The sequence below is a fragment of the Arthrobacter sp. MDT1-48-3 genome, assembly GCF_054511015.1.
The window spans coordinates 280,281-295,908 of record NZ_JBTNDL010000003.1; the positions used below are offsets into that span (position 1 = coordinate 280,281).

The 15,628-nt window shown below is 69.5% G+C and carries 15 protein-coding genes; 12 read left to right on the top strand and 3 right to left on the bottom strand.

What is annotated here, in order from left to right:
• Positions 1-54: 54 nt before the first annotated feature.
• From ACX80L_RS09020 to ACX80L_RS09030, 3 genes are read left to right on the top strand one after another with little or no spacing between them, the layout of a single operon-like run.
• Positions 55-552 (top strand): DUF2975 domain-containing protein, encoded by a 498-nt coding sequence (locus tag ACX80L_RS09020; RefSeq protein ID WP_208740474.1) that lies wholly within the window; start codon positions 55-57, stop codon positions 550-552.
• Positions 552-812: a helix-turn-helix domain-containing protein gene (locus ACX80L_RS09025; protein ID WP_133080284.1), complete on the top strand. Its 261-nt coding sequence runs from the start codon at positions 552-554 to the stop codon at positions 810-812. Before ACX80L_RS09020 ends, ACX80L_RS09025 begins: the two co-directional genes overlap by 1 nt.
• Entirely contained in the window at positions 809-1,714 is a 906-nt protein-coding gene (locus ACX80L_RS09030) for an oxygenase MpaB family protein (RefSeq protein WP_459289115.1), read from the top strand. Before ACX80L_RS09025 ends, ACX80L_RS09030 begins: the two co-directional genes overlap by 4 nt.
• Before the next feature lie 61 nt (positions 1,715-1,775).
• On the opposite strand, the gene ACX80L_RS09035 is transcribed toward ACX80L_RS09030, so the two are convergent.
• The gene (locus ACX80L_RS09035) at positions 1,776-2,378 is read right to left on the bottom strand and encodes a hypothetical protein (RefSeq protein WP_459289117.1); all 603 of its coding nucleotides are present in this window, start codon (positions 2,376-2,378) and stop codon (positions 1,776-1,778) included.
• Positions 2,379-2,600: 222 nt separating this feature from the next.
• Between ACX80L_RS09035 and ACX80L_RS09040 the strand changes: the two genes are divergently transcribed.
• Entirely contained in the window at positions 2,601-3,890 is a 1,290-nt protein-coding gene (locus ACX80L_RS09040; RefSeq protein WP_208740477.1) for an adenylosuccinate synthase, read from the top strand.
• 35 nt (positions 3,891-3,925) lie between these two features.
• On the opposite strand, the gene ACX80L_RS09045 is transcribed toward ACX80L_RS09040, so the two are convergent.
• Positions 3,926-4,723 (bottom strand): SurA N-terminal domain-containing protein, encoded by a 798-nt coding sequence (locus ACX80L_RS09045; RefSeq protein ID WP_459289119.1) that lies wholly within the window; start codon positions 4,721-4,723, stop codon positions 3,926-3,928.
• Positions 4,724-4,829: 106 nt separating this feature from the next.
• Complete coding sequence (locus tag ACX80L_RS09050) at positions 4,830-5,336, bottom strand: DUF427 domain-containing protein (RefSeq protein ID WP_459268824.1); 507 nt, start codon at positions 5,334-5,336, stop codon at positions 4,830-4,832.
• Positions 5,337-5,414: 78 nt separating this feature from the next.
• Here ACX80L_RS09050 and ACX80L_RS09055 point away from each other — a divergent pair, with 78 nt between their 5' ends.
• From ACX80L_RS09055 to mmsB, 8 genes are all read left to right on the top strand, one after another.
• Entirely contained in the window at positions 5,415-6,221 is an 807-nt protein-coding gene (locus ACX80L_RS09055) for a carbon-nitrogen hydrolase family protein (RefSeq protein WP_208740378.1), read from the top strand.
• Positions 6,222-6,288: 67 nt separating this feature from the next.
• Complete coding sequence (locus tag ACX80L_RS09060) at positions 6,289-7,290, top strand: LacI family DNA-binding transcriptional regulator (protein ID WP_244186277.1); 1,002 nt, start codon at positions 6,289-6,291, stop codon at positions 7,288-7,290.
• A 151-nt stretch (positions 7,291-7,441) separates the two neighbouring features.
• Positions 7,442-9,160 (top strand): ribulokinase, encoded by a 1,719-nt coding sequence (araB, locus tag ACX80L_RS09065; protein WP_459289121.1) that lies wholly within the window; start codon positions 7,442-7,444, stop codon positions 9,158-9,160.
• On the top strand, positions 9,157-9,885 hold the full coding sequence (locus tag ACX80L_RS09070; RefSeq protein ID WP_459289123.1) for an L-ribulose-5-phosphate 4-epimerase: 729 nt from the start codon (positions 9,157-9,159) through the stop codon (positions 9,883-9,885). The genes araB and ACX80L_RS09070 overlap by 4 nt, the downstream gene beginning before the upstream one ends.
• Entirely contained in the window at positions 9,882-11,396 is a 1,515-nt protein-coding gene (gene araA / locus ACX80L_RS09075) for an L-arabinose isomerase (protein ID WP_459289124.1), read from the top strand. Before ACX80L_RS09070 ends, araA begins: the two co-directional genes overlap by 4 nt.
• A gap of 58 nt (positions 11,397-11,454) precedes the next feature.
• A complete protein-coding gene (chvE, locus tag ACX80L_RS09080; RefSeq protein WP_459289126.1) occupies positions 11,455-12,573 on the top strand; it encodes a multiple monosaccharide ABC transporter substrate-binding protein in 1,119 nt (372 codons plus the stop codon).
• A gap of 124 nt (positions 12,574-12,697) precedes the next feature.
• Positions 12,698-14,227: a multiple monosaccharide ABC transporter ATP-binding protein gene (gene mmsA / locus ACX80L_RS09085; protein WP_459268827.1), complete on the top strand. Its 1,530-nt coding sequence runs from the start codon at positions 12,698-12,700 to the stop codon at positions 14,225-14,227.
• A 4-nt stretch (positions 14,228-14,231) separates the two neighbouring features.
• Positions 14,232-15,467: a multiple monosaccharide ABC transporter permease gene (gene mmsB, locus ACX80L_RS09090; RefSeq protein ID WP_133080297.1), complete on the top strand. Its 1,236-nt coding sequence runs from the start codon at positions 14,232-14,234 to the stop codon at positions 15,465-15,467.
• Positions 15,468-15,628: the final 161 nt, after the last annotated feature.

The following is a 15,628-nucleotide window of genomic DNA, read 5'->3' on the forward strand; positions in this document are numbered from 1 at the left end:
CTATCTATCGGTTAACGATAGCTTTGTGCTTACAAACAGTACAAGGGAGTCGTCATGGGAAGAATCACCGTCCTCGCTCTGCGGGTCGTGCTGTGCATGATGTTCGCGGGTTCCGTCTTCATCCAGGTGGTGATGCTCTCGCTCCTGGGCATCGACCTCGACGGAGCCGATCCCGACGTCGCCCTGATCCGGACCCCGCTCGTGGTCCTGACGGTGCTCGGGATCCTCGCACTCCAGGTGGCCGTGGTCTGCGTCTGGGGGCTGCTGACGATGGTGCGGCGGGGAACGGTGTTCTCCTCGGACGCCTTCCGGCTCGTGAACATCGTCATCGGTGCCTTCGCCGCCGCGAGCCTGCTCACGGTGGGGCTCGGGATCGCGCTCGCGCCCGGTGAGGCCGTGGCGCCCGGCGTCGTGCTGCTCATCGGGGGAGTGGCCGTCATGATCGCTGCCGTGGCGCTGATCGTGCTCGTGCTGCGGGCACTGCTCGCGCAGGCGGTGGCACGCGACACCGAGGCACGGCAGCTGCGCACCGAACTCGACGAGGTCATCTGATGCCCATCGTGGTGCGGATCGACGTCGAACTCGCCCGGCGGAAGATGAGCGTGGGCGAGTTCGCGGAGCGGATCGGACTGACACCCGCCAATGTGGCGGTGCTCAAGAACGGACGGGCCAAGGCCGTCCGCTTCAGCACACTCGAGGCGATGTGCAGGGTCCTGCAGTGCCAGCCCGGGGACCTGCTCGAGTGGGTCGAGGACGAGCCCGGGGCGGACGCCGGGGCCGCGATGTCCGTGCCCGGAGAGGACGATGCATGAGGGGACGCGGCAGGTTCCTGCCCGCCGCGCCCGGGCCGGGCGCACCGGGGGACGCCGGTCTGTACGGCCCGGGGTCGACCGCGTGGCGGATCGCGCGGGAGCGGACCGTCCTGGCCGGTGGACCGGCTGCGCTCCTGCTGCAGGTGGCGCACCCCCTCGTCGCGGAGGGCGTCCGCGCCCACAGCGGCTTCGCGACCGATCCCCTCCAGCGGCTCCGCGGCACCCTCGACGCCGTCCTGACCGTCACGTTCGGCGACGACGCGCAGGTCCGCGCCGCCGCCGCCCACGTGGCCAGGAGGCACGAGACCGTCCAGGGCACGCTGCCCACCGCCAGTTCCTCGCTGCCCGCGGGGACCCGGTACAGCGCGAACGACCCGGACCTGGCCCTCTGGGTGTTCGCCACCCTGGCATGGACCGCCATCGAGGTCACGGAGGTCTTCCTCCGGCCCGTCGGGCCCGAGGAGCGGGATGCGTACTACCGGGACATGACCCGGCTCGGGCACGTGTTCGGTGTCCCGGACGCGCTCCTGCCCGCCGACTACCGCGGCCTCCGGAGCTACTTCGACCACCAGGTCCGTACCACCCTCGACGTCGGCGGTGCCGCCCGCTCGATCGCGCAGCAGATCCTCGCTCCGGATCCGCCGATCGTGCCGCCTCCACTCCGCCCGGTGCCCGCCCTGCTCGCCGCCGGGATCCTCCCTCCCGCGCTGCGCGAGGCCTACGGACTGCCGTGGCGGCGTCGGGACCGGATCGCCTTCGCGGTGATCCGCCGGGCCGTCCGGCATGCGGCCCCCCTGCTTCCGGCCGGGCTCCGCTACTGGCCCCACTACGGTGTGGCATGCCGCCGCCTGGCAGCTGACGGCGGCCGGCCGCAGCGGGCGGTTCGCCGCCGGAACCGGTGAGGTGCCCCCGGCTACCGGCGGACGGACACCGCCGGGGCTCAGGACCGGCCCGTCCCGGTGATCAGTGCTCCGGGTGGCGGATCGTCGTCGTGACCGACACCACCTGCGGGCGCGGCGGGGCGGAGCTGAAGCCGAACCGCACCGGGGGGCTCACGGGTGCGAGGGTGCCGAGATCCGCGTCCCGCCAGGTGGCCGTCGCCCCGGAGACGGCCCGCGCGGAGGTCACGCCGTAGTACTCGGTGCGCCCGTGTCCTGCCGAGCCGGCCGTGGCGATGCCCTTCACCAGGAGCGACGCCACGGGATTGATGAGCGCGAGCCAGCGGGGATGAGTGGCCAGGCGCCGCGGGACGATCCCCAGCAGGCGCCCGAGGAGCGTGACCGCGCCGATTCCGGCGACCACCCGCAGACCGCCGCCCTCGACGACGAGCCGGTCGGCCGTCAGGGTCGAGGTGACCGGCGAGAGCACGACGTCGTCGAACGTGTAGGTCGATCCGACGTAGTCCGCGATCTCCTGTGTGGGCGCGATCAGCGTGCGGTGTCCCGCGGCGTCCTCCAGCATGACGTCGGTGAACGCCCCGAAGGGGGAGGTGTCCCACCGGCCGATCACCAGCCGGGTACCCGAGGCGGTGCCGATGCCGGCGATGTGTCCTTCGAAGCGGTCCATGGCCCTATTCTGCACGCGCCCACCTCCGGACCGGACGGGCCTCGCGGAGCTCCCGCTCGCGTCACGCCCGGCATTTTTCGGCGCCCCCGGAGCCGCTCGGCTAAACTCGGACGGTAAGAGCCCCAGTGGCCGCATGTCGTGCGGCCGGTTGGGGCGTTCTGATGCACGGCGTGCTTGCCGCGGTTGCGCGGGGAGGGCCCGTACCGAATGGGGGAGGATCCCATGCCAGCAATCGTCATTGTCGGAGCCCAGTGGGGCGACGAGGGTAAGGGTAAGGCCACTGACCTGCTGGGCGGTCGGGTCGACTACGTCGTGAAGCCGAACGGTGGCAACAACGCCGGGCACACCGTCGTCGTCGGCGGCGAGAAGTACGAGCTGAAGCTCCTTCCCGCCGGCATCCTCAGCCCCAACGCCATCCCGATCATCGGCAACGGCTGCGTCATCAACCTCGAGGCCCTCTTCCAGGAGATCGACGGGCTCCAGGCCCGCGGCGCCGACACCTCCAAGCTGCGGGTGTCCGCCAACGCCCACCTCGTGGCGCCCTACCACCAGGTGCTGGACAAGGTGACCGAACGCTTCCTCGGCAAGCGTGCCATCGGCACCACCGGGCGCGGCATCGGTCCCGCGTACATGGACAAGGTGGCCCGGCTCGGCCTGCGCGTGCAGGACGTGTTCGACGAGTCGATCCTGCGCCAGAAGGTGGAGGGCTCCCTCAAGCAGAAGAACGAACTCCTCGTGAAGGTCTACAACCGGCGCGACGTCGAGGTCGAGGAGGTCGTGGAGTACTTCCTGTCCTTCGCCGAGCGGCTCAAGCCCCTCGTCATCGACTCCACCTTCGTGCTCAACGAGGCGCTCGACGCCGGCAAGGTGGTCCTCATGGAGGGCGGCCAGGCGACCTTCCTCGACGTCGACCACGGCACCTACCCGTTCGTGACGTCCTCGAATCCCACGGCCGGCGGTGCGTCCGTCGGCTCCGGCATCGGTCCCACGCGCATCTCCCGCTCGATCGGCATCATCAAGGCCTACACCACGCGTGTCGGCGCCGGCCCGTTCCCCACGGAGCTCTTCGACGAGATGGGCCTGTACCTGCAGAAGACCGGCGGCGAGTTCGGCGTGAACACCGGTCGTCCGCGCCGGTGCGGCTGGTACGACGCCGTGCTGGCGCGCCACGCGTCGCGCGTCAACGGCTTCACCGACTACTTCGTCACCAAGCTCGACGTCCTCACGGGCATCGAGAGCATCCCGGTCTGCGTCGCGTACGACGTCGACGGCGTCCGCCACGACGAGATGCCCATGACCCAGACCGAGTTCCACCACGCGAAGCCGATCTTCGAGTACTTCGACGGCTGGACCGAGGACATCACGGGCGCTCGGACCATCGAGGACCTGCCGGACAATGCGCAGACCTACGTGCGGGCGCTCGAGAAGCTCTCCGGCACCCGGTTCTCCGCGATCGGCGTCGGTCCGGACCGCGATCAGACCATCGTGGTCAACGACCTGATCGGCGCCTGATCGGTACCTGATCGGGACCGCCCGGAGGTCGACGCCTAGAGGTTGACGGTGATGTCGGCGTCGTCGCGCAGTCGCGCGATCAGTGCCTGTGCGGCCTCGGAGGTCCTGCCACCCGACAGCTGCTGGATGATCTGTTCGCGGACGTCCTCGAGCGGGGGAATCGGTGTCGCGGTATCGCCCCCGGCCTCCTGCTGCGCCTTCGCCGCGTCGTAGGCCTCCTGGATCTCCTGGTCGGTCGGCGTCGTGTCGCCGGCTTCCTCCGCCAGGAGCGTGTCGAGCTTCACCTGGTCCGTCAGCTGCGCGTCGAACTCGGCGTCGTCGATCCCCTGGTCGGCGAAAGCGGCCTTCAGCTCCTCCTCGGAGGCGAGCCCGCTCGCCTGCAGCAGCTCGTCGACGGCCGCGGCCCGTCCTTCGGGCGTCGCCGTGATGCCCCGCCGGTCGGCCTCCTGGCGCAGCAGCTCGGAGCTGACGAGGTTGTCCGCGACCGTCGTCTTCAGCAGGTCCTGATCGACCTCCTGGCCCGCGGCCTGCGCCTGGGCGGACGCCTGCGCGAACTGGCCCTCGTACGTGTCGGTGAAGAGGTCCCGGCCGATCTCGGTGCCGTTGACGACGGCGACGACCTCGGGGATGCCCTCGAGATCCGGTGCGGGCCGTGCCTCGCCCGGCGCTGCCGATACGGAAGCCGACGCCGATCCGGAAGCCGACGCCGATGCGTCTGCGCCCTCAGGCTCGCCCTCCGAACCGGTGCAGCCGCCGAGCACCAGGATCGAGGTGATGAAGGCGGCGGCCAGCAGCAGCCGCCTGCCCGCACCGGTCCTCCGGGCAGTGCTCATGACCGTTCCTTCCCTGCCGAGTCGTCAGGACCAGCATGCGACCCCGACCGCACCATCGTCCTACGGCGGGCGGCGTCCGACGGCAGCCAGGACGGGATGCCCGGCGCTACCATCCCCAGGTCCCCGTGCCGCCCTTGAACGGTCCCACGATGGCGGCGGTGATCCAGCCGCCGTAGAAGTCACCCTCCTGGGCCCGCACCTCCTCGCCGTCCACCGTGCAGGCGTCCATCCGCGACGGGTAGATGGCGACCCGCGTGGCGAGGTCCTCGTAGCCACGGACCGGCGTCGGGTAGGTCCACGCGCCGCGCGGGCTGCGCGCGCTGCCGGCGACGACGTCGAAATAGCGGGCCGCGCCCTTGAACTCGCAGTGGGTGGTGCCCTCCACGGGGACCAGCACGCCGGGCGCGAAGTCCGCGATCGGCAGGTAGTAGACAGGCGGGTGGCTCGTCTCGAGGACCCGCACCGCGTCGACCGTGGTGACGATCAGCTGCCCACCGAAGCGCACCTCGATGCCCGCCGGTGTCCGTTCCACCCGCGGAGGCCGCGGATAGTCCCAGACGGACTCCTGTCCTGGCCCGGGTGGCACACGCCTGCTCTTCAAGGGGATACTCATGCCGAAAGGGTACTCCGGCCCGCCGGGCCGGAGTCTGTACGCTGGGTGGACGTCGGCACACACGGTTAGGGCGGCAACATGAAGGTCAGCGTCGGTCAGTTCCGGCCGGGTGGGGACGCCCCGGCGAATCTCGCCGTGATGCGGGAACTCGCGGCGGAGGCCCGGGGCGAAGGCGCGGAGCTGATCGTCTTCCCCGAGGAGTCGATGTTCGCCATCGGCAAGCTCGACGGCGACCTCCACCAAGCCGTCGAGGCGAACTGGACCACCTTCGTGCAGCAGCTGTCCTTCCTCGCCGCCGACCACGGCATCGCGGTGGTGGCCGGCGGGTACGAGCCCAGCGGCGAGGAGCGGCCCTTCAACACCCTCGTCCTGATCGACGCGACCGGCCGCATCGTGGACACCTACCGCAAGCTGCACCTGTACGACGCCTTCAGCTACTCCGAGTCCACGGCCATCAAACCGGGTGACGGCGGCATCAAGATCGCCGAGGTCGGCGACCTCCGGGTGGGACTCATGACCTGCTACGACGTCCGGTTCCCCGAACTGGCACGCGCGCTCGCCGATGCCGGGGCCGACCTCATCTGCGTGCCGGCCGCGTGGTTCAAGGGCGAGCACAAGATCGAGCACTGGGAGACGCTGCTGAAGGCGCGGGCCATCGAGAACACCCTGTGGGTGGCGGCGGCCGGCACCTCGAGCAGCCACACCATCGGCCACTCGGCCATCATCGACCCGATGGGCGTCCCGCAGGCGCACCTCGAGGACGAGGAGCGGGGCATCGTGACCACGGACGTCACGCGCCGCAGGGTCGACGACGTCCGGGAGTTCCTGCCGGTGCTCCGGAACCGGCGCTTCGCCCGGAACGACGCCATTGTCGACCCCCACTGACGCAGCGGATCCCGGTACCGAGGCGGACCGCCGGGTCCGACCCGGCGAGCCTGCGCGTGCCGCGAACATCAGGGACGTTGCCCGCCGCGCGGGGGTCTCGCACCAGACGGTCTCCCGCGTCCTCAACGGCCACCCGAGCCTGCGGGCCGAGACGCGGGACCGCGTGCTGGCCGCGATGGCAGAGCTCAGCTTCCGTCCCAACCGTGCCGCCCGGGCGCTCGTGACCAGCAGGTCCACCACCATCGGCGTGCTCGTGGGCAAGGGCTTCGAGTACGGGCCGGCGGCGAGCCTGCAGGCCATCGACAGCGCCGCGCGCGAGGCCGGGTACGCCGTCGATATCGCGCACCTCGACGACCTCGACGGCGGCTCCATCCGGTCGGCCCTGGACCGGCTGCTGGCGCACGGCGTGGACGGGCTCGTCATCCTGGCCCCGCAGACACAGACCCTCGGCGAGATCGAGCGCCTGTCCATCACGCTGCCGTTCGTGACGGTCCATTCGGCGCAGGCGCAGGACGATCACCGCTTGTCGGTGGACCAGTCGGGAGGCGCCGCGCTCGCGACGCGCCACCTGCTCGAGCTGGGACACCGGCGGATCGCGCACATCGCGGGACCGGAGGGCTGGTTCGAGACGGAGGCGCGGGTGCGGGGGTATCGCGGTGAGATGGAGGCCTGGGGCCGCTCACCGGAGGTGCTGCGCTCCGGCGACTGGACCGCCGAGTCGGGGTACCGGGCAGGGCGCTCCCTCGCGGCGGACAGGGAAATCACCGCGGTCTTCTCGTCCAACGACCAGATGGCGCTCGGACTGCTCCATGCCTTCCGTGAAGGTGGACGTCGGGTGCCCGAGGACGTCAGCGTCGTGGGGTTCGACGACGTCCCCGAGGCGGCGCACTACTGCCCGCCCCTGACGACGGTGCGGCAGGACTTCCCCGAGCTGGGGCGGCGTTGCATGGCGAGGCTGCTGGCGCTCATCGGCTCGGTGGGGACGGATGCGGCCGGCGAGGCGGGCGCGGCCCCGGACGTGGTACCGGAACTCGTGGTCCGGGCGTCGACGGCCGCGCCGGCCGCCTGACGGCCCTCCTCCTCCGCCATTGACACGCCCCACCGATCGGGCCCTACACTGGGAACCGCAATGTGAACGGTCACATGAACGGCGCATCGCATCGACGATCCATCAGGGCACTGCATCGCGGTCTCCCGAGAAGAACAAAGAGGTCCTTCCCTTGAGTGACTCCATCCCGGGCGCAGACCCGGCCACAGGGGCGGCCGGCAGGCCCACCTACGTCATCGGTGTCGACTACGGCACCCTCTCCGGCCGCGCCGTCGTGGTCCGTGTCTCCGACGGTGCGGAACTCGGTGCCTCGACGCTCGAGTACCCGCACGCCGTCATGGACTCGACGCTCGCAGCCACGGGCGAGCAGCTCCCGCCCGAATGGGCCCTGCAGGTGCCGTCCGACTACGTCGACGTCCTCCGCACCGCCGTGCCGGCAGCCGTGCAGGAGGCGGGTATCGATCCGCAGGACGTCATCGGCATCGCCACCGACTTCACCGCCTGCACCATGGTGCCCACCCTCGCCGACGGGACGCCCCTCAACGAGGTGCCCGGCTACGAGGGCCGGCCCCACGCCTACGTGAAGCTGTGGAAGCACCACGCGGCGCAGGGCCAGGCGAACCGCATCAACGACCTGGCCGCCGAGCGCGGCGAGGCGTGGCTGCCCCGCTACGGCGGACTGATCTCGAGCGAATGGGAGTTCGCCAAGGGCCTCCAGCTGCTCGAGGAGGACCCCGAGCTGTACGACCGCATGGACCACTGGGTCGAGGCCGCCGACTGGATCGTCTGGCAGCTCACGGGGGAGTACGTGCGCAACGCGTGCACCGCCGGCTACAAGGGCATCTACCAGGACGGCGCCTACCCGTCCGAGGAGTTCCTCGCCGCACTCAACCCCGGGTTCGCGGGCTTCGCCCGCGAGAAGGTGGAGCACACGATCGGCGCACTCGCCTCGAGGGCGGGCTCGCTCTCCGAGGAGGCCGCCGGCTGGACCGGCCTGCCGGTAGGGATCGCGGTGGCCGTCGGGAACGTCGACGCCCACGTCACGGCCCCGGCGGCGCAGGCCACGGATCCCGGCCAGATGGTGGCCATCATGGGCACCTCGACCTGCCACGTCATGAACTCGGACCGGCTCAGCGAGGTGCCGGGCATGTGCGGCGTCGTGGACGGCGGGATCGTCGAGGGCTTCTACGGCTATGAAGCCGGCCAGTCCGGCGTCGGCGACATCTTCGCGTGGTTCGTGGCCAACCAGGTGCCCGGCGAGATCCGGGATGCTGCCGCTGCGCAGGGCCTGAGCGTGCACGAGTACCTGACGGAACAGGCGCAGTCCGAGCCCGTCGGGGCGCACGGCCTGGTGGCCCTCGACTGGCATTCCGGCAACCGTTCCGTCCTCGTGGACCATGAGCTCTCCGGCACCGTCGTGGGCCTGACCCTCGCCACCAAGCCGCACGAGGTCTACCGCGCCCTGCTGGAGTCCACGGCGTTCGGCACGCGGAAGATCGTCGAGACCTTCAACGCCTCCGGCGTGCCCGTCACCGAGTTCGTGGCCGCCGGCGGCCTCATCCGGAACCCGTTCCTCATGCAGGTCTACGCCGACGTGCTGAACATGCCGCTCTCGGTCATCGGCAGCTCCCAGGGGCCGGCCCTCGGTTCGGCGATCCATGCCGCCGTCGCCGCCGGCGCCTACCCGGACATCCACGCCGCAGCCGCTGCGATGGGCCATCTGGACCGTGCCGCCTACACGCCCGACCCGGAGCGTGCCGCCGCCTACGACGCGCTGTACCGCGAGTACACCGAACTGCACGACTACTTCGGGCGCGGTACCAACGACGTCATGCACCGGCTGAAGGCCCTGCGCCGCGCGGCCCGCACCCCGCAGGCGGTGTCGGCATGAGCGCCGTGTCCACGGGCTCCTTCAGCCCCGAGGTCGAGGCCGCGATCGATGCCGTCCGGAAGGACGTCGCCGCCCTGCACACCGAACTCGTGCGCTACGGACTCGTCGTCTGGACCGGCGGGAACGTCTCCGGCCGCGTCCCGGGCGCCGACCTGTTCGTCATCAAGCCCTCCGGCGTCAGTTACGACGAGCTGACGCCGGAGAACCAGATCCTGTGCGACCTCGACGGGAACGTCATCGAGGGCACCCCCGGATCGGAACGGTCGCCGTCCAGCGACACCGCGGCGCACGCCTACGTGTACCGCAACATGCCCGACGTCGGCGGTGTGGTGCACACGCACTCCACCTACGCCGTCGCGTGGGCCGCACGCGGCGAACCGATCCCCTGCGTCATCACCGCCATGGCCGACGAGTTCGGCGGCGAGATCCCCGTGGGCCCGTTCGCGATCATCGGTGACGACTCGATCGGCCGCGGCATCGTCGAGACGCTCACCGGCCACCGCTCCCGCGGGGTCCTCATGAAGAGCCACGGACCCTTCACGATCGGCAAGGACGCGAAGGACGCCGTCAAGGCGGCCGTGATGCTCGAGGACGTCGCCCGCACCGTCCACATCTCCCGGCAGCTCGGCGCCCCGGCGGGCATCCAGCCCGAGCATGTCGACTCCCTCTTCGACCGCTACCAGAACGTGTACGGTCAGCCCTCGATCCCAGGAGCCCCCGCATGAGCCCCCTCAGCACGACCCTCGACACCTACGAAGTCTGGTTCCTGACCGGCAGCCAGGACCTGTACGGGGAGGAGACCCTGCAGCAGGTCGCGGAGCAGTCGCAGGAGATCGTCCGGATCCTCGGGGACGCGGGCCTGCCCGTGAAGGTCGTCTGGAAGCCGACCCTCAAGGACTCCGCGTCGATCCGCCGGATGGCACTGGAGGTCAACGCGGCCGACAACGCCATCGGGGTCATCACCTGGATGCACACGTTCAGCCCGGCGAAGATGTGGATCGCGGGCCTCGACGCACTCCGGAAGCCGCTGCTGCACCTGCACACGCAGATCAACGTCGCGCTCCCCTGGGACGAGATCGACTTCGACTTCATGAACCTGAACCAGGCCGCCCACGGCGACCGCGAGTTCGGGTACATCCAGTCCCGCCTCGGTGTGCCGCGCAAGACCGTCGTCGGGCACGTGTCCAACCCCGGCGTCTGCGCCAGGATCTCCTCCTGGCAGCGCGCCGCCGCCGGCTGGGCCGCCGTCCACGAGCTCAAGGTGGCCCGCTTCGGTGACAACATGCGCAATGTCGCCGTCACCGAGGGTGACAAGACCGAGGCCGAGCTGCGCTTCGGCGTCTCGATCAACACGTGGGGCGTGAACGACCTCGTCGCCGCCGTGGACGCCCAGGCGGAGGCCGACGTCGACGCCCTCGTGGCCGAGTACGAGGAGACGTACGACGTCGTCCCCGAGCTCCGCCGCGGCGGCGAGCGGCACGAGTCGCTGCGCTACGGCGCCCGGCAGGAGCTCGGGCTGCTGTCCTTCCTCGAGGAGGGCGGATTCGGGGCCTTCACCACGAACTTCGAGGACCTCGGGGCCCTCCGCCAGCTGCCCGGTCTTGCCGTCCAGCGGCTCATGGCCCGCGGCTACGGGTTCGGCGCCGAGGGTGACTGGAAGACCGCCGTCCTCGTGCGGGCCGCCAAGGTCATGGGGGCGGGGCTGCCCGGCGGCGCGTCCCTCATGGAGGACTACACGTACCACCTGGTGCCGGGGGAGGAGAAGATCCTCGGGGCGCACATGCTCGAGATCTGCCCCACCCTGACCACGTCGAAGCCCACGCTGGAGGTCCATCCGCTGGGCATCGGCGGCAAGGAGGACCCGGTGCGCCTCGTGTTCGACACCGACGCCGGGTCCGGCGTGGTCGTCGCGATGTCCGACATGCGGGACCGCTTCCGCCTGACGGCCAACGCCGTCGAGGTGGTCCCGCCCGACGCCCCGCTCCCCAACCTGCCGGTCGCGCGCGCAGTGTGGAAGCCGGAGCCGAGCCTCGAGACCTCCGCAGCGGCCTGGCTGAGCGCCGGCGCCGCCCACCACACCGTCCTCACCACCGCGGTGGGCCTCGAGGTCTTCGAGGACTTCGCGGACATCGCCGAGGTCGAACTGCTGCGCATCGACGCCGACACCAAGCTGCGGGACTTCCAGCGTGAGCTGCGCTGGAACGCCGCGTACTATCGCCTGGCGCAGAAACTCTAGAAGCCACTCCCCGAAAGCCGGCACTGTCGCCGGAAACTCCACACAAGAAAGTTCCACCATGAATCGGAAATACCTGGCCGGCATCGCGGCCGCCAGCATCCTGACCCTCAGCCTCACCGCATGCGGCGGAAGCCGGGGCGGCGGGGACGAGGCCGCAGCAGAAGGCGGCTCCAACGAGGGCGCCAAGATCGGCGTCGCCATGCCGACGCAGCAGTCCGAGCGCTGGATCGCCGACGGCGAGAACGTCAAGAGCCAGCTGGAGGACCTCGGCTACGAGGTGGACCTCCAGTACGCGAACGACGACATCCCCACGCAGGTCAGCCAGATCGAGAACATGATCAACGGCGGAGTGAAGGCCCTCGTCATCGCCTCGATCGACGGCACCACGCTCACGAGCGTGCTGGACCAGGCCGAGTCGCAGGACATCCCCGTCATCGCCTACGACCGCCTGATCAACGGGTCCGACACCGTGGACTACTACACGACCTTCGACAACGAGGAGGTCGGCGTGCAGCAGGCCACCTCGCTGCTCACCGGTCTCGGGATCCTCGACGCCGAGGGCAAGGAGACGGGCGAGGAAGGGCCGTTCGACGTCGAGCTCTTCGCCGGCAGCCCGGACGACAACAACGCCACGTTCTTCTGGGACGGCGCCATGAAGACGCTGCAGCCCTACCTGGACAGCGGTGTGCTCCGCGTCCCCAGTGGCCAGACCGAGTTCGAGCAGGCGGCGATCCTCCGCTGGCTCCCCGACACCGCGCAGGACCGCATGGAGGACCTCCTCACCGTCGGTGGCGGCGAGCAGCTCGAGGGTGTCCTCTCGCCCTACGACGGCCTGTCCATCGGCATCATCTCGGCCCTGACCTCCGGTGGCTACTCCGCTGACGACCTCCCCGTCGTCACCGGCCAGGACGCCGAGGTGGGCTCCGTGAAGTCGATCATCGCCGGCGAGCAGTACTCCACGATCTTCAAGGACGTCCGCGAGCTCGGCAAGCAGGCCGTCACCATGGTGGACGACCTCATGAAGGGCGAGGAGCCCGAGGTCAACGACACCGAGACGTACGACAACGGCGAGAAGATCGTGCCGTCCTACCTGCTCGAGTCGCAGATCGTCACGGTCGACAACTACGAGGCCGCGCTCGTGGAGACCGACTACTACACCGAGGACGAGCTCAAGTAGCCGTCCCGCAGCACCCGTAGCACCCCCTCAGCCTGTGGCTCCGTACCCTCCCGGTCCGGAGCCACAGGTGCTGTACCTCGCCCGGCCGATGCCGGGACTCCACTCAAGTAAGCGAGGCTCGACCATGGCGGAGAACATCCTCCGGATGCGCCGCATCACCAAGACCTTCCCTGGCGTGAAGGCACTGCAGGACGTCAACCTCGACGTCGCGCGTGGAGAAGTCCATGCGATCTGCGGAGAGAACGGGGCCGGGAAATCGACCCTCATGAAAGTGCTGTCCGGCGTCTATCCGCACGGGACGTACGACGGCGACATCGAGTTCGAGGGCTCCGTCGCGGAGTTCAAGGACATCCGCGACAGCGAGCGCGACGGCATCGTCATCATCCACCAGGAGCTCGCCCTCTCCCCCTTCCTGTCCGTCGCGGAGAACATCTTCCTCGGGAACGAGCGCGAGAAGCGCGGTTTCATCGACTGGAACGAGACCAACGTGGAGGCGGCCAAGCTCCTCCGCCGCGTGGGGCTGGACCTCAACCCGGTGGTCCGGGCCGGTGACATCGGCGTGGGCAAGCAGCAACTGGTCGAGATCGCGAAGGCGCTGTCGAAGAACGTGAAGCTGCTGATCCTCGACGAGCCCACCGCCGCCCTGAACGACGAGGACTCCGCGCACCTCCTCGGGCTCGTGAAGGGCCTCCGCGGCGAGGGCATCACCTGCATCATCATCAGCCACAAGCTCAACGAGATCCGCGAGATCGCCGATTCGGTGACGATCCTCCGGGACGGGCGCACCATCGAGACTCTCAGCCTCCACGACGGCTCCGTCACGGAGGAGCGCATCATCAAGGGCATGGTGGGACGCGACATGGAGAGCCGCTACCCCGAGCGCACGCCGGCCATCGGCGAGGAGGTCCTCCGCGTCGAGGACTGGACGGTGCACCACCCCCAGGAGAGCGGACGGGTGATCGTCGACGCGGCGAACCTCGCCGTCCGTGCCGGCGAGGTGGTCGGTATCGCCGGCCTCATGGGAGCCGGGCGGACCGAACTGGCCATGAGCATCTTCGGCCGCAGCTACGGCTCCAACATCACCGGCACCCTCTACAAGAACGGTGCCCCGATCACGGCGCGCACCGTGGGCGAAGCGATCCGGCACGGTATCGCGTACGCCACGGAGGACCGCAAGAAGTACGGGCTCAACCTCATCGACGACATCAAGCGCAACGTCTCCGGTGCCGCCCTCGGCAAGCTGGCGAAGCGCGGCTGGGTCGACAGCGGCCGCGAGGCCGTCGTCGCGGGCGAGTACCGGCGGTCCATGAACATCAAGGCCCCGACCGTCACCGCCATCACCGGCAAGCTCTCCGGCGGGAACCAGCAGAAGGTGGTGCTCTCCAAGTGGATGTTCTCGGACCCCGACGTCCTGATCCTCGACGAGCCCACCCGCGGGATCGACGTCGGCGCCAAGTACGAGATCTACACGATCATCAACCGCCTGGCAGCCGAGGGGAAGGCCGTCATCGTCATCTCCTCGGAACTCCCCGAACTGCTCGGCATCTGCGACCGCATCTACACGCTCGCGGAAGGCCGTATCACGGCCGAAGTGCCGATCGACCAGGCGACCCCCGAACTCCTCATGCAGTACATGACCAAGGAAAAGGACTGATTCCATGGCTACCACCGTCAAAGACCCCGCGGTCACCGCACCGCCACCTCCCGTGAAGCACGGGCTCGCCTTCCTCACGAGCAGGCTGCGCCAGATCGGTATCTTCGTGGCGCTCATCGTCATCGTCGCCCTGTTCCAGGTGCTGACCGGCGGCGCTCTGCTGATGCCGGACAACGTCTCCAACATCATCGTCCAGAACAGCTACATCCTGCTCCTGGCCATCGGCATGGTCATGATCATCGTCGCCGGGCACATCGACCTCTCCGTCGGGTCCGTGGCGGCCTTCGTGGGGGCCATGTCCGGCATCATGATCCAGGACTGGGGGTTCACCTGGTGGGTGGCCTTCCTCGCCTCACTGATCATCGGCGGACTGGTAGGGGCCTGGCAGGGCTTCTGGGTGGCCTACGTGGGCATCCCCGCGTTCATCGTCACACTCGCCGGCATGCTCGTGTTCCGTGGACTCACCCAGATCGTGCTCGAGAACCAGCGCATCACCGGCTTCCCCGAGGAGTACCGCCAGCTCGGCGGCGGCTTCCTCTTCCCCGGGCTGTTCCCGGCGGAGACCAACCTTCTGGACTGGACCACGGTGGTCCTCGGCCTGGTGGCCGTCGCCCTCCTCACCATCACCCAGCTCCGCGGACGCGCCACCCGCGCACGCCTGAAGCTCGAGGACGAGCCGGCGGCCTGGTTCTTCACCAAGCTCGCCTTCATCGTCGTGATCATCCTCGGCCTCACCTACCTTCTGGCGAGCTCGCGCAGCGGCACGCCGATCGTGCTCGTGGTCCTCGGCATCCTGATCGTGGGCTACAGCGCCGTGATGGGCAACAGCGTCTTCGGGCGCCACATCTACGCCGTCGGAGGCAACCTCCAGGCAGCACAGCTCTCCGGCATCAACACGAAGCGTATCGACTTCATGCTCTTCGTCAACATGGGTGTGCTCGCGGCCCTGGCAGGGCTCATCTTCACCGGTCGCCTCAACTCCGCCGGTCCGGGAGCGGGAAACCTCTTCGAGCTCGACGCGATCGCCGCGGCGTTCATCGGCGGCGCGGCCGTGACCGGTGGCGTCGGAACGGTCATCGGAGCCATCACGGGCGGCCTCATCATGGGCGTGCTCAACAACGGCATGTCCCTGCTCGGCGTCGGCATCGATGTCCAGCAGTTCATCAAGGGCATGGTGCTCCTGCTCGCCGTCGGCTTCGACGTCTTCAACAAGCGCCGGGCCTCCAACGCCCTGAAGTAGGCCGGAGAAGAAAAATCGGAGGGGGCGTAACTTTCCCGCCCCGCCCATCGATTACCCCTGTGTAAGCGCCGCACCGAGACCTTTCCCCCAACAGGTCTCGGTGCGGCCTTCTCTTTGCCGCAGGCCCGGGAGGGCCGGCGTCCACGGGCGGAGGGCGATGG

Coding starts and splice junctions, on each gene's coding strand:
- ACX80L_RS09035 (WP_459289117.1), bottom strand. CDS start 2,378: ATGGACCGCTTCGAAGGACACATCGCCGGCATCGGCACCGCCTCGGGT.
- ACX80L_RS09040 (WP_208740477.1), top strand. CDS start 2,601: ATGCCAGCAATCGTCATTGTCGGAGCCCAGTGGGGCGACGAGGGTAAG.
- araA (WP_459289124.1), top strand. CDS start 9,882: ATGAGCCCCCTCAGCACGACCCTCGACACCTACGAAGTCTGGTTCCTG.
- ACX80L_RS09045 (WP_459289119.1), bottom strand. CDS start 4,723: ATGAGCACTGCCCGGAGGACCGGTGCGGGCAGGCGGCTGCTGCTGGCC.
- chvE (WP_459289126.1), top strand. CDS start 11,455: ATGAATCGGAAATACCTGGCCGGCATCGCGGCCGCCAGCATCCTGACC.
- ACX80L_RS09020 (WP_208740474.1), top strand. CDS start 55: ATGGGAAGAATCACCGTCCTCGCTCTGCGGGTCGTGCTGTGCATGATG.
- ACX80L_RS09070 (WP_459289123.1), top strand. CDS start 9,157: ATGAGCGCCGTGTCCACGGGCTCCTTCAGCCCCGAGGTCGAGGCCGCG.
- ACX80L_RS09050 (WP_459268824.1), bottom strand. CDS start 5,336: ATGAGTATCCCCTTGAAGAGCAGGCGTGTGCCACCCGGGCCAGGACAG.
- ACX80L_RS09030 (WP_459289115.1), top strand. CDS start 809: ATGAGGGGACGCGGCAGGTTCCTGCCCGCCGCGCCCGGGCCGGGCGCA.
- ACX80L_RS09055 (WP_208740378.1), top strand. CDS start 5,415: ATGAAGGTCAGCGTCGGTCAGTTCCGGCCGGGTGGGGACGCCCCGGCG.
- mmsA (WP_459268827.1), top strand. CDS start 12,698: ATGGCGGAGAACATCCTCCGGATGCGCCGCATCACCAAGACCTTCCCT.
- mmsB (WP_133080297.1), top strand. CDS start 14,232: ATGGCTACCACCGTCAAAGACCCCGCGGTCACCGCACCGCCACCTCCC.
- ACX80L_RS09025 (WP_133080284.1), top strand. CDS start 552: ATGCCCATCGTGGTGCGGATCGACGTCGAACTCGCCCGGCGGAAGATG.